At 73.4% G+C, this 12,675-nt stretch carries 10 protein-coding genes; 8 read left to right on the top strand and 2 right to left on the bottom strand.

Annotation, left to right across the window (positions count from 1 at the left end; genetic code table 11):
- The first annotated feature begins 234 nt into the window (after positions 1-234).
- Positions 235-1,836 carry an MFS transporter gene (locus ACIRGB_RS33990; protein WP_403873020.1) on the top strand — a complete coding sequence of 534 codons (1,602 nt, stop codon included), beginning with the start codon at positions 235-237 and terminating at the stop codon, positions 1,834-1,836.
- Positions 1,837-2,117: 281 nt separating this feature from the next.
- A complete protein-coding gene (locus tag ACIRGB_RS33985) occupies positions 2,118-3,311 on the top strand; it encodes an acyl-CoA dehydrogenase family protein (protein WP_403873018.1) in 1,194 nt (397 codons plus the stop codon).
- A 49-nt stretch (positions 3,312-3,360) separates the two neighbouring features.
- Here ACIRGB_RS33985 and ACIRGB_RS33980 read toward each other — a convergent pair whose 3' ends face one another.
- Positions 3,361-3,801 carry a cell division protein SepF gene (locus ACIRGB_RS33980; RefSeq protein WP_007447969.1) on the bottom strand — a complete coding sequence of 147 codons (441 nt, stop codon included), beginning with the start codon at positions 3,799-3,801 and terminating at the stop codon, positions 3,361-3,363.
- Positions 3,802-4,090: 289 nt separating this feature from the next.
- Between ACIRGB_RS33980 and ACIRGB_RS33975 the strand changes: the two genes are divergently transcribed.
- Complete coding sequence (locus ACIRGB_RS33975) at positions 4,091-5,281, top strand: DUF5685 family protein (RefSeq protein WP_403873016.1); 1,191 nt, start codon at positions 4,091-4,093, stop codon at positions 5,279-5,281.
- Between the two features lie 35 nt (positions 5,282-5,316).
- Here ACIRGB_RS33975 and ACIRGB_RS33970 read toward each other — a convergent pair whose 3' ends face one another.
- A complete protein-coding gene (locus ACIRGB_RS33970; RefSeq protein ID WP_403873015.1) occupies positions 5,317-6,264 on the bottom strand; it encodes an ABC transporter substrate-binding protein in 948 nt (315 codons plus the stop codon).
- Between the two features lie 400 nt (positions 6,265-6,664).
- Here ACIRGB_RS33970 and ACIRGB_RS33965 point away from each other — a divergent pair, with 400 nt between their 5' ends.
- The 5 genes from ACIRGB_RS33965 (at position 6,665) to ACIRGB_RS33945 (ending at position 12,611) form a co-directional block, all read left to right on the top strand.
- Positions 6,665-7,522: an amino acid ABC transporter permease gene (locus tag ACIRGB_RS33965; protein ID WP_403873013.1), complete on the top strand. Its 858-nt coding sequence runs from the start codon at positions 6,665-6,667 to the stop codon at positions 7,520-7,522.
- Positions 7,519-9,324 (top strand): FAD/NAD(P)-binding protein, encoded by a 1,806-nt coding sequence (locus ACIRGB_RS33960; protein ID WP_403873011.1) that lies wholly within the window; start codon positions 7,519-7,521, stop codon positions 9,322-9,324. Before ACIRGB_RS33965 ends, ACIRGB_RS33960 begins: the two co-directional genes overlap by 4 nt.
- Positions 9,321-10,130, top strand: a complete 810-nt coding sequence (locus ACIRGB_RS33955; protein WP_403873009.1) for an amino acid ABC transporter ATP-binding protein — start codon at positions 9,321-9,323, stop codon at positions 10,128-10,130. The genes ACIRGB_RS33960 and ACIRGB_RS33955 overlap by 4 nt, the downstream gene beginning before the upstream one ends.
- Positions 10,131-10,206: 76 nt before the next feature.
- Positions 10,207-11,286, top strand: a complete 1,080-nt coding sequence (locus tag ACIRGB_RS33950) for an LLM class flavin-dependent oxidoreductase (RefSeq protein ID WP_403873007.1) — start codon at positions 10,207-10,209, stop codon at positions 11,284-11,286.
- Positions 11,283-12,611 carry an NtaA/DmoA family FMN-dependent monooxygenase gene (locus ACIRGB_RS33945; RefSeq protein WP_403873005.1) on the top strand — a complete coding sequence of 443 codons (1,329 nt, stop codon included), beginning with the start codon at positions 11,283-11,285 and terminating at the stop codon, positions 12,609-12,611. The genes ACIRGB_RS33950 and ACIRGB_RS33945 overlap by 4 nt, the downstream gene beginning before the upstream one ends.
- Positions 12,612-12,675 lie beyond the last annotated feature (64 nt).

The raw sequence follows: 12,675 nt of genomic DNA, 5'->3' as shown, positions 1-12,675 counted from the left end.
GGGCCCACCGTCCCGGCGGGGCGGACGGGACGGTGGCCGCAGTGGCGTACGCCACACGGGTGACGCGGGATCTGTGAGGCCCGCCACGTGTGCCGTGCCCACTCTCGCGTACTCTGGCGAGTCACTCGCGTTCCGTTGCACGGCCCGGAGCCCCCGCTCCTCTCCGGCCGAGCCGCAGGGGAGTCCCCACCCCGAGGCCCGCCGGACGCGAGGGAACATCTTGGAGGTACGTACATGTCCGGGACGACCACGGCTGCCGCGCCGCGCCGTCGGGCGGCCGGGGCCGGTGCCCACCGCTGGGTGGTCCTCGTCGTCCTCTGTGTCAGCCTGCTCCTCGTCGCCGTCGACGCGACCGTGCTGCACGTGGCGGTCCCCGCCGTCACCGAGGACCTCAGGCCCGGCGCCATCGAACTGCTCTGGATCGTCGACGTCTACCCGCTCGTCTGCGCCTCGCTGCTGATCCTCTTCGGCACGCTGGGCGACCGGGTGGGCCGCAGACGGGTCCTGCTGCTCGGCTACGCCCTCTTCGGCGTCGCCTCCGCGCTCGCGGCGCTCGCCGAGACCGCCCAGGTGCTGATCGCGGCCCGCGCGCTGCTCGGCGTCGGCGGCGCCATGATCATGCCGGCGACGCTGTCGATCCTGCGGCAGGTCTTCCCCGACCGGCGGGAGCGGGCGATGGCCATCGGCATCTGGAGCGCCGTGGCCGCGGTCGGCGCGGCGGTCGGTCCGCTGCTCGGCGGCTTCCTGCTGGAGCACTTCTGGTGGGGCTCGGTCTTCCTCGTCAACATCCCGCTGATGCTGGTCAGCCTGCCGGTGGGGCGGCTGCTGCTGCCCGAGTCGAAGGGCGACGGCCGCGGGCCCTGGGACGTGGTCGGCGCGCTGATGGCGGCGGGCGGACTGTTCGGGGTCGTCCTGGGAGTGAAGCGGCTGGGCGGCGGGGAACCGGTGGCGAGCCTGCTCACCGTGCTGCCGCTGCTGCTGGGCGCGCTGCTGCTGGCGGGCTTCGTACGGCGGCAGCGCAGGCGTACGTATCCGCTGGTGGACCTCGCGATGTTCCGGCGGCCGGCGTTCAGTACGTCGGTGGGGTGCATCGTGCTGGCCATGCTGGCGCTGGTGGGGCTCGAGCTGATCGCGGCGCAGTACCTGCAACTGGTGCTCGGGCTGTCCCCGCTGGAGACCGGGCTGCGGCTGCTGCCGCTGACCTTCGCGGCGATGGCGGCGGGGCTGGCGGGAGCGCGGCTGCTGCGGCGCTTCGGGCCCCGGCGGACGGTGTGCGCGGGGTTCTGCCTGACGGCCTTCGCCGTGGTGCTGCTGACCGCGATGGGCCGGGCCGACGACTGGGCGCTGCTGCTGACCGGGTTCGTCCTGCTCGGCTTCGGTCTGGAGACGACGCTGTTCGGGGCGTACGAGTCGATGCTGAGCGAGGCGCCGCCGGAGCAGTCGGGCGGGGCGGCGGCGATCGGCGAGACCTCGTACCAGCTGGGTGCCGGGATCGGTATCGCCCTGCTGGGCAGCGTGATGAACGCGGCGTACGCGCCCGGGCTGACGGGGGGCGTGCCCGGGGTGCCGGCGTCGGCGTCGGTGGCGGCGGGGCATTCGCTGGGGGAGGCGTACGAGGTCGCCGCGCAGCTCGGGGGGCCCGCGGGGGTGGCGTTGCGGCGGGCCGCGGGGGATGCGTTCGTGCACGGGCTGCATGTGACGTTGCTGGTGAGCGCGGGGTTGTTGGTGCTGGGGGCGGTGATGGCGTTGCGGTTGCCGCGGGTGATGCAGTGCGAGGAGGTTTCCGTGCCGGCGCCCCGGGGGGCCGTGGATTCCCAGTCCCGCGTCTCGGTGTGACCCCGGTGGTCTCCCACCCACGCACCACCCGTTCACCGTGGGCCGAGGGGTGGACGTTGCCTGTGGGTGGTTGAGGAGCGTTGGCGGCTGCGGGTCATGCCCCTGTGGGTACAGGCTTGGCACACCGCACACCGCCCACCGCAAGCCGCCCGCGGTGGATCACCCCCACGGGCGACGTCCCGGCGACGGGCATGGTGGACGTGCGGGGCGCCGCATCGTAACGTCGGCAGCGACAGCCGTGACTAGCGGCGCTAGTTTTAAGAGTCCCGGAGGGTGTCCCCATGGCCGCGTCCCCCAAGCCGCCCGCGTTCGATCCCGCCGACCCCCTCGGCATCGACGACCTGCTCGAGCCGGAGGATCTCGCGGTCCGGGACACCGTGCGGAACTGGGCCGCCGACCGCGTGCTGCCGCACGTCGCGGACTGGTACGAGAAGGGCGAGCTGCCCGGGATCAGGGAGCTGGCGCGCGAACTCGGGTCCATCGGCGCGCTCGGCATGTCCCTGGAGGGGTACGGCTGCGCCGGGGCGAGCGCCGTCCAGTACGGGCTGGCCTGCCTGGAGCTGGAGGCGGCCGACTCCGGCATCCGCTCCCTGGTCTCCGTGCAGGGCTCCCTCGCCATGTACGCCCTCCACCGCTTCGGGAGCGAGGAGCAGAAGCAGACGTGGCTGCCCCGCATGGCCGCCGGTGAGGTCATCGGCTGCTTCGGGCTCACCGAGCCCGACCACGGCTCCGACCCGGCCAACATGCGCACCCACGCCAAGCGCGACGGCGGCGGGGACTGGGTGCTCAACGGGCGCAAGATGTGGATCACCAACGGCTCGGTGGCCGGCGTCGCCGTCGTCTGGGCGCGGACCGAGGAGGGGATCCGCGGGTTCGTCGTGCCGACCGACAGCCCCGGGTTCTCCGCGCCCGAGATCAAGCACAAGTGGTCCCTGCGGGCGTCCGTCACCAGCGAACTCGTCCTCGACGACGTACGGCTGCCCGCCGACGCCGTACTGCCGGAGGTGACCGGGCTGCGCGGACCGCTCAGCTGTCTGTCGCACGCCCGTTACGGGATCGTCTGGGGCTCGATGGGCGCGGCGCGCAGTTCCTTCGAGGCGGCCCTGGAGTACGCGAAGTCGCGGGAGCAGTTCGGGCGGCCCATCGGAGGCTTCCAGCTGACCCAGGCCAAGCTCGCCGACATGGCGGTCGAACTGCACAAGGGGATTCTGCTCGCCCACCACCTGGGGCGGCGCATGGACGCCGGCCGCCTGCGTCCCGAACAGGTCAGCTTCGGCAAGCTCAACAACGTGCGCGAGGCCATCGACATCTGCCGGACGGCCCGTACGATCCTCGGCGCCAACGGGATCTCCCTCGAATACCCCGTGATGCGGCACGCGACGAACCTGGAATCGGTGCTCACCTACGAGGGCACCGTCGAGATGCACCAGCTGGTGCTGGGCAAGGCGCTCACCGGGCTCGACGCCTTCCGGTAGGAGGCGCCCCGGCGAGCGGGGGAGCGGGGCCGTGGTGTGCGGCCCCGCCTCAGCTCTGGTTGAAGAAACCGTCGGAACGGTGCGCGGCGGGCTCGCCGCTGATGACCTGGGTGTCGGCCGGGCTCAGCAGGAACACCCGGGTGGACACCCGCTCGATCGAACCGCGCAGGCCGAAGATGAGCCCGGCCGCGAAGTCGACCACGCGCTTGGCGTCGGTCCCCTCCATGGCCGTCAGGTTCACGATCACCGGGACCCCGTCCCGGAACAGCTCACCGATGGCCCGTGCGTCCCGGAAGCTGTCCGGGGTGACCGTCGCGATGCGGCGGCCCTTCTCCTCGGCCACGTCCGAGGCCACCTTGACCCGCGGGTCCGTGACCCAGGCGTCCCCGGGCTGCTCGGTGCCCTCGGAGTAGTCGTCGTCGTAGTAACGCTCGTCATCGTTGTCGTCGACGAGGCCGAGCCACGCACTCGCCTTGCGTACCGATCCCATGGACGCCTCCTCTCACAGCGGGCTTTCGTGCTTCCGCATCCCTATGGTCATCCATGATGCGGACGTCGCGCCAAGTGGATAGACGCCGCGCGGGGGGTTTGTGACGGTACTGGTGCACAGCGGATCCGTCGAGAGTCCTTGTGTCCCAAGGGTCGTTTCCCAAACGGCTGCTGACTGTGAGTGAAATATGATTCTTCACGGCACACGGGTGAGGGAGAGTGCGTACGGGTGATGGCGGCGGTCGGTACGATGCCGCAGCTCAGCGTCGTACCAACCACGGGGGAGCGTCGTGTTCGGAATCGTCAGGCCGTGCAGGCACCGGCTCGGAGAGAGCCTCACCAGCCAGTGGATGGCTCATTTGTGCGGGTTGTGCCTCGCGCTGCGCAAGGACCACGGACAGTTCGCACGGATCGTGACGAACTATGACGGACTGCTCATATCGGTTTTGACGGAGGCTCAGGCCGAGCGGGGCGGTGCGGGCGCCGGGCGGCGCACCGCGGGCCCCTGTCCGCTGCGCGGGATGCGCACCGCGTCCGTCGCGCACGGCGAGGGGGCCCGGCTCGCGGCGGCCGTCTCCCTGGTGCTGGCCTCGGCCAAGGTACGCGACCATGTCGCCGACGGGGACGGCCTGCTGGCCCGCCGGCCGGTGGCGCTCGCCGCCCGCCGGATCGCCGGCGGCTGGGACGCGGCCGGGGCGCGCGGCGGCAGCGCCGTCGGCTTCGACACCGCCGTCCTGGTCGACGCCGTGGACCGGCAGGGCGGCATCGAGGCGCTCGCCGGGCCCGGCACGCCCCTGCTGACCGTCACCGAACCGACCGAGACCGCGACCGCCGCCGCCTTCGCCCACACCGCGCACCTCGCCGGGCGGCCGCACAACGCCGCGCCGCTCGCCGAGGCCGGCCGGCTCTTCGGCCGGCTCGCCCACCTCCTGGACGCCGTGGAGGACCGGGAGGCCGACGCCGCGTCCGGCGCCTGGAACCCGCTCACCGCCACCGGGACACCGCTCACCGAGGCCCGGCGGCTCGCGGACGACGCCGTGCGCGGGGTGCGGCTGGCCCTGCGCGAGGCCGAGTTCACCGACGGGCGGCTGGTGCACCGGCTGCTCGTGCACGAGCTGGGCACGTCCGTGGACCGCGCGTTCGGCACCGTCTCGTGCGCCCATGGCGGGCATCCGTACGCCCCTCCCGGCGCGCCCGGCACCCCGGGCGCTCCCGGCGGCCCCGGCGGTCCGACGCCCCCGGAGCCGCCGCGCCGCGACCGGCGCGGGCTGCTCGCGGGGTGCGCCGTGTGGCTCGGGCTGGCCTGCACGTGCCAGATGTGCTGCGGCACGTTCGAGGACCCCTGGAGCCGGCAGCGCAGGGAAGGCCTCTGCTCCAACTGCGACTGCGGCAACTGCTGCGACTGCTGCGACTGTTGCAGCTGCTGCGGCGACGGATGCGACTGCGGCTGCGACGGCTGCGACTGCGGGTGCAGTTGCTGAGGCGCCGTCGGCCTCCGCCCGGCCTGGGCCGGCCGTCAGTCCTTCAGCTCCGGGGGTGAGATCTCGGACTTCGCTATCGCCGACTCGGTCGTGCCCCACTTCTTGAGGATGCGGGCGTACGTCCCGTCGGCGATCAGCCCGTTCACCGCGGCCCGGAGGGCGGGCGCCAGCGCGGAGCCCTTCTTCAGGGCGAAACCGACGTCCAGGCGGTGGAACTCGTTCAGGAACTTCAGACCCTGCTGGTGGGCGACCGCGTAGCGCAGACCGTTGATGGTCGACATCACCACGTCGCTGCGCCCCTGCTGGAGCGAGGACCACAGCGCGCCGGGCTCGCTGTACGTCTGCACCGTGTACGCCTCGTCGCCCGCGTCCGCGCACCGGTGCCGGCTCTTCTCCAGCGTCGCCTCGAAGGTGGTGCCCGCGCCGGTCGCCACCTTCCGTCCGCACAGCTGCTTCAGGTCGGTGACCTCGGACAACTCGCTGTCCTCGCGGGCGGCGAAGCCCTGGCCGTCGTTGATGTAGGTGACGAAGTCGATGGTCCCGCGCCGTTCGTCGGTCACCCCGAAGTTGCTGGCGCCGACGTCGTACTTGCCGCTGTCCAGGGCCGGCAGGATCGCCTCGAAGGAGGCCCGCTCGGTCGTGAGCGTGATGTCGAGCGCCCTGGCGACCGCGTGCGCGAAGTCGACGTCCTGGCCGGTCAGCGTCTTGCCGTCGGACAGGTAGGTGGTGCCCGGCGGGGTGCCGCCGACGCTGACGGCCAGGGTGAGTTCCTTGGTGCCCGGCGGCAGCAGCCGCACGGCGTCCGCGTTCCGCCGGACCCCGGAGACGACGTCCGTGGTGGGGACCGCGTCGGAGCCGGCCGCCGCGCCCGCGACGTCCGCGGCGGGATCACCGGAGCCGCACGCCGTGAGCAGCAGGGCGGCCGAGGTGATCAGGGCGAAAGGGAGGAAGAGTCTTTTTCGGGCACGCGTGGGCGTACGCATCGTCAGTGGTCTCCTGAGAGCGAAGGCAGGGGGCGGCGCGAGGGGAGGGGTGAGCGTGCGCGTGTGAAGGCGGGTCGGCGGCAGGCCGGACCAGGGAGGGGCCCCGACGGGATCAGACGATCAGGGCAGGCAGGGGGGTCGGCTCAACAGGAACAGGACCACACTCGACCGAAGTCGATGTGGGAGCGCGTGACCAGCCACTGCTGTGGATGCATGGGCCAAGTGGAACAGGCATCCGGTTCCGCGTCAACGACTTGAGATGCGCGGCTCACAGTGTGGACAGCCTTGACAGCGGGCGGAAACGCCCCCGTACTCTCGGCGGACGGCCATGCTGAGGGGCTCGGCCGTGTGAAGGCACCACCCACCGTGTCCGACTGACTCGATGTCACGGAGCCTTCGCATGTCCTCCGACACCCTCGCCCAGTCCGCCGCCGTACCGAAGACCCCGGACCGGGCGGACCTCCCGCGGATCGTCCCGCGACGCCGCCCCGGCCAGTGGACGGCCGCCGCGGTCGTCCTCGTCCTCCTCGCCCTCGCCGTCAACTCGGTCCTGCGCAACGACGCGTTCCAGTGGGGCGTCGTCGCCGACTGGTTCACCTCCGACAGCGTCCTGCGCGGCCTGTGGCTCACCCTCTGGCTCACCGCCGTCGTCATGGTCCTGGGCTTCGCGCTGGGCACCCTGCTCGCCGCGTTCCGGCTCTCCGCCAACCCCGTGCTGCGCGCCGTGAGCTGGGGCTACGTGTGGCTGTTCCGGTCGATACCGATCCTGGTGCAGCTGCTGCTGTGGTTCAACATCGGCGCCTTGTACCCGCGGGTCCTCGGCGTGAAGACGGTCGACCTGCTCGGCCCGGTCACCGTCGCGGTCATCGGACTGACCCTGCACGAGGCCGCGTACGCCGCCGAGGTGGTGCGCGGCGGCATCCTGTCCGTGGACCGCGGCCAGGTCGAGGCCGCGCAGGCGCTCGGCCTGAGCCGGTGGCGCCGGTGGCGGCGGATCGTCCTCCCGCAGGCCATGCGCGCCATCGTGCCGCCGGCCGGGAACATGCTGATCGGCACCCTCAAGGGCACCTCCATCGTCAGCGTCATCGCCGTACAGGACCTGCTCTACTCGGTGCAGCTCGTCTACCACCGCACCTACCAGGTCATCCCGATGCTGATGGTGGCCACCGTCTGGTACACCGTGGTCACCTCCCTGCTCGGCATCGGCCAGTACTACGTCGAGAAGCACTACGCCCGCGGCACGGAGCGCACCCGATGAGCCGCCCCGCGCCGGGCCCCCGGGCCTCCCTGGTGGTCGTCGGCGCAGGCCCCCGCGGCACCGGACTGCTGGAGCGCATCGCCGCCAACGCGCCCGAGCTGTACGACGGCCGCGGCCTCGACATCCACCTCGTGGACCCGCATCCACCGGGCGCCGGACGCGTCTGGCGGGCCCGGCAGTCGCCGCTGCTGTGGATGAACTCGCACGCCGAGGACGTCACCGTGTTCACCGACGACACGGTCGAGATGGCCGGTCCCGTACGGCCCGGACCCACCCTGCACGAGTGGGCGGCCGTGGACGGGCGCACCTTCGCCGACCGGCGGACCCAGGGCGCGTACCTGCGCTGGGCGTACCAGCGCGCCGTGGCGGGGCTGCCTCCCCGCGTCGTCGTGTACCACCACGCGCGCCGCGCGCTGCGGGTGGAGGGCACCCGGGAGGAGCGCCAGCGGGTGTGGCTCGACGGCCGCGACGCGCCGCTCCCCGCCGACCTGGTCGTCCTCACCCTCGGCCACCTCGACGCCGAACCCGACGACGAGCAGCGGGAGTTGTCGGCCTACGCCCGCGCGCACGGCCTGGTCCACCTCCCGCCGGACTTCACCGCCGACAGCGACCTGTCCGTGCTGCGCCCCGGGGAGCCGGTCCTGGTCCGCGGTCTCGGGCTGGCCTTCGTCGATCTGATGGTGCTGCTCACCGAGGGCAGGGGAGGCCGGTACGACGGGGACACCTACGTGCCGTCCGGGCGGGAGCCGGTGCTGTACGCCGGCTCGCGGCGTGGGGTGCCGTACCACTCGAAGATCGGCTACGACTGGACCGGGGAACGGCCGCCGCTGCCGCGGTTCTTCGGGCCCGCCGAGACCGAGGCGCTGCTCGCCCGGCCGGACGGTTTCGACTTCCGGCGCGACGTGTGGCCGCTGGTCGAGAAGGAACTGGGCTTCGCCCACTACCACCGCCTGTTCACGGCCCATCCGGAACGCGTGCGCACCGGCTGGCCCGGCTTCGAGGCGCGGTACGCGGCCGCAGGGCCGGACGAGCGGGCCGCCCTCGTGGCCGCCGCGGTGCCCGACCCCGCCGACCGGCTCGACCTCGCCGCCCTCGACCGTCCGCTCGACGCCGTGCGGTACGGCTCGCACGCGCAGCTCCAGGTGGGGCTGCGGCGCTACGTCGAGGCCGACCTGCGGCGCCGGCACGACCCGGCCCACAGCCCGGACCTCGCGGTCTTCCTCGGCCTGCTCTCCGTCTACGGACAGCTCGTCCGGCTCGGCGACGTCGGCGGCTGGTGGCACGGCTTCTTCAGCTTCCTCGCCTCGGGACCGCCCGGGCCCCGGCTGCGGCAACTGCTCGCCCTGTCCCGGGCCGGGGTGGTGCGCTTCCTGGGCGCCGACACGGCCGTCACGGCCGAGAACGGGGTGTTCCGGGCGCGCAGCGCCACCGTGCCGGGTGCCGCCGTCGAGGCCCGGGCGCTGGTCGAGGCGCGGCTGCCGCACCCCACCGTCGAACGCGCCCGCGACCCGCTGCTGCGCGCGCTGCACGCCGACGGGGCCGCCGCGACCCCGGACGGGCTGCTGGCCGTGGACCGCACCGACGGGCGGGTGCTGGACCGGGCCGGGCGGCCCCACCCGAGGCGGTTCGCGCTCGGCCCGCACACCGACGCGCGCGGCTCGGGCGCGTTCACCCGGCCCCGTACCGGCGGCGTGGCCTTCCGGCAGAACGACGCCACCGCACGGGCCGTACTGACCTTCCTGCGGACGCCCGGGGCACCCGCGTCACCGCACCACCCCTTGCTGGAGGAGCCCGCGCGATGAGCACCACCGACGACACGGACGTCACCGACGTCACCGACGACACGGACGTCATGGTCGACATCAGGTCCGTGCACAAGAGCTTCGGCCCGCTGGAGGTGCTCAAGGGCATCGACCTCACCGTGCGCACCGGCGAGGTGACCGTGGTGCTCGGCCCCTCGGGGTCCGGCAAGTCGACGCTGCTGCGCACCGTCAACCACCTGGAGAAGGTGGACCGGGGCCTGATCAGCGTGGACGGCGCCCTCATCGGCTACCGGCGCAGCGGCGACCGGCTGCGCGAGCTGTCCGAGCGCGAGGTGCTGAGACAGCGCACCCGGATCGGCTTCGTCTTCCAGGACTTCCACCTCTTCCCGCACCTGACCGTGCTGGAGAACATCACCGAGGCCCCGGTCTCCGCGCTGCGGCGACCGCGCCGCGAGGCCGTCGAGGCGGCGCGCCGGCTGCTGGAGCGGGTCGGGCTCGCCGACAAGGCGGGCGCCTACCCCCGGCACCTGTCCGGCGGTCAGCAGCAGCGGGTGGCCATCGCGCGGGCGCTCGCCCTGGAACCGAGGCTGCTCCTGTTCGACGAGCCGACGTCCGCGCTCGACCCCGAACTGGTCGGCGAGGTGCTCGACGTCATCAAGGACCTGGCCCGGCGGGGCACCACCATGATCGTCGTCACGCACGAGATCGGCTTCGCCCGCGAGGTCGCCGACACGGTGGTCTTCATGGACGACGGACGCGTCGTCGAACAGGGCCCGCCCGGCGACGTACTGGACCGCCCGCGGCACGAGCGCACCCGGGCCTTCCTCTCCAAGGTCCTGTCGTGACCGGGCCGTTGGCGCGGACCGAGAGGACAGACCGAGACGGCAGGCCGTCGACACGGACAGAAGGGAACGACCCCGCATGACCTCCTCCCACGGCAGGCGGCGACTGCACCTGGCGACCGCCCTGGACCGGCGGTCGGTGTACGACGCCGACGAGTTCACGGCGGCCGCCCGGCTCGCCGAACGGGGCGCGCTCGACTTCGTGACCCTCGGCGACAGCCTTGCCCGCCCCGGTCCCGACGCGCTCTCCGTGCTGGCCCGGGTGGCGCCCGCCACGCGGCGCGTCGGGCTGGTCCCGACCGTCACCACCACCCACACCGAGCCCTTCCACGTCCAGGCGGCCGTGGCGACCCTGGACTGGGTCAGCCGTGGCCGGGCGGGCTGGCGGATCGAGGTGTCCACCACCGAGGGCGAGGCCCGCCTCTTCGGCCGCCGCCACGCCGCCCCCGCCGACGCGCTCTGGCGGGAGGCCGGCGAGGTGGCCGACGTGGCGGCGCGCCTGTGGGACAGCTGGGAGGACGACGCCGAGATCCGGGACGTGGCCACCGGCCGCTTCGTCGACCGGGACAAGCTCCACCACGTCGACTTCACCGGCTCCGCCTTCTCCGTCAAGGGCCCCTCGATCGTGCCGCGGCCCCCGCAGGGACACCCCGTGCGCGTGGTCGACGCCACCGACCGGGCCGCACGGGCGGTCGCGGCCCGGTACGCCGACGTGGCGCTCGTGCGCACCGCGCTCCCCGACCGGGCCGCCGCCGCGCGGGCCGAACTGCGGGCGTCCGCCGCGGCGCACGGCCGCGACCCGGACGACCTGCGGGTCCTGGCCGCCCTGGACGTCGACCTCGGGGACGGCGAGTACGCGGCCGAACCCGGCCACGGGGGCGGCGGCCCCCGCGCCACGCCACGCGGCCCGCAGTACCGCGGCGGTCCCGTGGACCTCGCCGAACTCATCGCCTCCTGGCACCGGGACGGCACCGTCGACGGCTTCCACCTCACGCCGGCCGAGCCGCGCCGCGACCTGGAACGCCTCGTCAACGGCACCGTGTCGCTGCTCCAGCACCGGGGCCTGTTCCGCACCTTCTACCCGGGCAGCACGCTCCGGGACCACCTGGGCCTGACCCGGCCCGCCAACCAGTACGCCGTCGCGCAGGGAGCGTCATGACCGGACCCAAGTCGATGCAGCCCCATCGGACGCAACCGAAGCCGATGCACCTCGCCGCCCACTTCCCGGGCGTCAACAACACCACCGTCTGGGCCGACCCGCGGTCGGGCTCGCAGATCGACTTCGCCTCCTTCGAGCACCTCGCCCGCACCGCCGAACGCGGCCTGTTCGACTTCTTCTTCCTCGCCGAGGGGCTGCGGCTGCGCGAGCACAAGGGCCGCATCCACGACCTGGACGTGGTCGGCCGCCCCGAGTCCCTGACCGTGCTGAACGCGCTCGCCGCCGTCACCGGACGGCTCGGACTCGCCGCCACGGTCAACGCCACCTTCAACGAGCCCTACGAACTGGCCCGCCGGCTCGCCACCCTGGACCACCTCAGCGGCGGCCGGGCGGCCTGGAACGTGGTGACCTCCTCCGACGCCTTCACCGGCGAGAACTTCCGGCGCGGCGGCTACCTGGACCGGGCCGATAGGTACACCCGGGCCGCCGAGTTCGTGGCGGCGGCACGGACGCTGTGGGACTCCTGGACCCCGGACGGCACCCCCCGCCCCTTCGCCCACCACGGGCGGCACTTCGACATCGCGGGCGAGTTCACGCTGCCCCGCTCCCCGCAGGGGCACCCGGTGGTGATCCAGGCGGGCGACTCCGACGAGGGCCGGGAGTTCGCCGCCTCCTCGGCGGACGTGATCTTCACCCGCCACGGCACCCTGGAGGCGGGACGCGCCTTCTACGCCGACGTGAAACGCCGCCTGGCGAAGTACGGCCGGAGCCCCGGCGACCTCAAGATCATGCCCGGCGTCACCGTCGTCCTCGGGGACACCGCCGCCGAGGCGCACGAGCGGGCCGAGGAGATCCGGTGGCAGCAGGTCTCCCCGCAGACCGCGCTGCTCACGCTGGAGCGGATCTGGGGCGTCGACCTGTCCGGCTACGACCCCGACGGGCCGCTGCCCGACATCGACCCGGTGCCCGATCCGCAGCTCAGCCAGGGGCGGACCCGGCAGGACGACAGCGTCGCGACCGCCGAGAAGTGGCGGGCCCTGGCGCAGGAGCGGGGGCTGTCCATCCGGCAGACCGTGATCGAGGCGAGCGCCCGGCAGTCCTTCGTGGGCACGCCCGGGGAAGTCGCCGCCGAACTGACGGAGTTCGTGGCGCGCGACGCCGCCGACGGCTTCATCCTCGTGCCGCACCTGACCCCGGGCGGGCTGGACGAGTTCGTGGACCGGGTGGTCCCGTTGCTGCAGGAGCGCGGCGCGTTCCGTACCGCGTACGAGGGCGCCACCCTGCGCTCCCACCTCGGCCTGGCCGAACCGGTGGGGGAGGCGTGAGCACCCACGGGCCGGAGGACCATCCGGAGGGGCAACTTCCGGACACCCCCGGGCGGTGGACGGC

Origin of the sequence: Streptomyces sp. NPDC102490 (assembly GCF_044765285.1) — a bacterium.
Classification (GTDB): domain Bacteria; phylum Actinomycetota; class Actinomycetes; order Streptomycetales; family Streptomycetaceae; genus Streptomyces.
This window is presented reverse-complemented; position numbering and strand designations above follow the sequence as displayed.

Coding starts and splice junctions, on each gene's coding strand:
- ACIRGB_RS33970 (WP_403873015.1), bottom strand. CDS start 6,264: ATGCGTACGCCCACGCGTGCCCGAAAAAGACTCTTCCTCCCTTTCGCC.
- ACIRGB_RS33955 (WP_403873009.1), top strand. CDS start 9,321: ATGAGCACCACCGACGACACGGACGTCACCGACGTCACCGACGACACG.
- ACIRGB_RS33945 (WP_403873005.1), top strand. CDS start 11,283: ATGACCGGACCCAAGTCGATGCAGCCCCATCGGACGCAACCGAAGCCG.
- ACIRGB_RS33985 (WP_403873018.1), top strand. CDS start 2,118: ATGGCCGCGTCCCCCAAGCCGCCCGCGTTCGATCCCGCCGACCCCCTC.
- ACIRGB_RS33980 (WP_007447969.1), bottom strand. CDS start 3,801: ATGGGATCGGTACGCAAGGCGAGTGCGTGGCTCGGCCTCGTCGACGAC.
- ACIRGB_RS33950 (WP_403873007.1), top strand. CDS start 10,207: ATGACCTCCTCCCACGGCAGGCGGCGACTGCACCTGGCGACCGCCCTG.
- ACIRGB_RS33990 (WP_403873020.1), top strand. CDS start 235: ATGTCCGGGACGACCACGGCTGCCGCGCCGCGCCGTCGGGCGGCCGGG.
- ACIRGB_RS33960 (WP_403873011.1), top strand. CDS start 7,519: ATGAGCCGCCCCGCGCCGGGCCCCCGGGCCTCCCTGGTGGTCGTCGGC.
- ACIRGB_RS33965 (WP_403873013.1), top strand. CDS start 6,665: ATGTCCTCCGACACCCTCGCCCAGTCCGCCGCCGTACCGAAGACCCCG.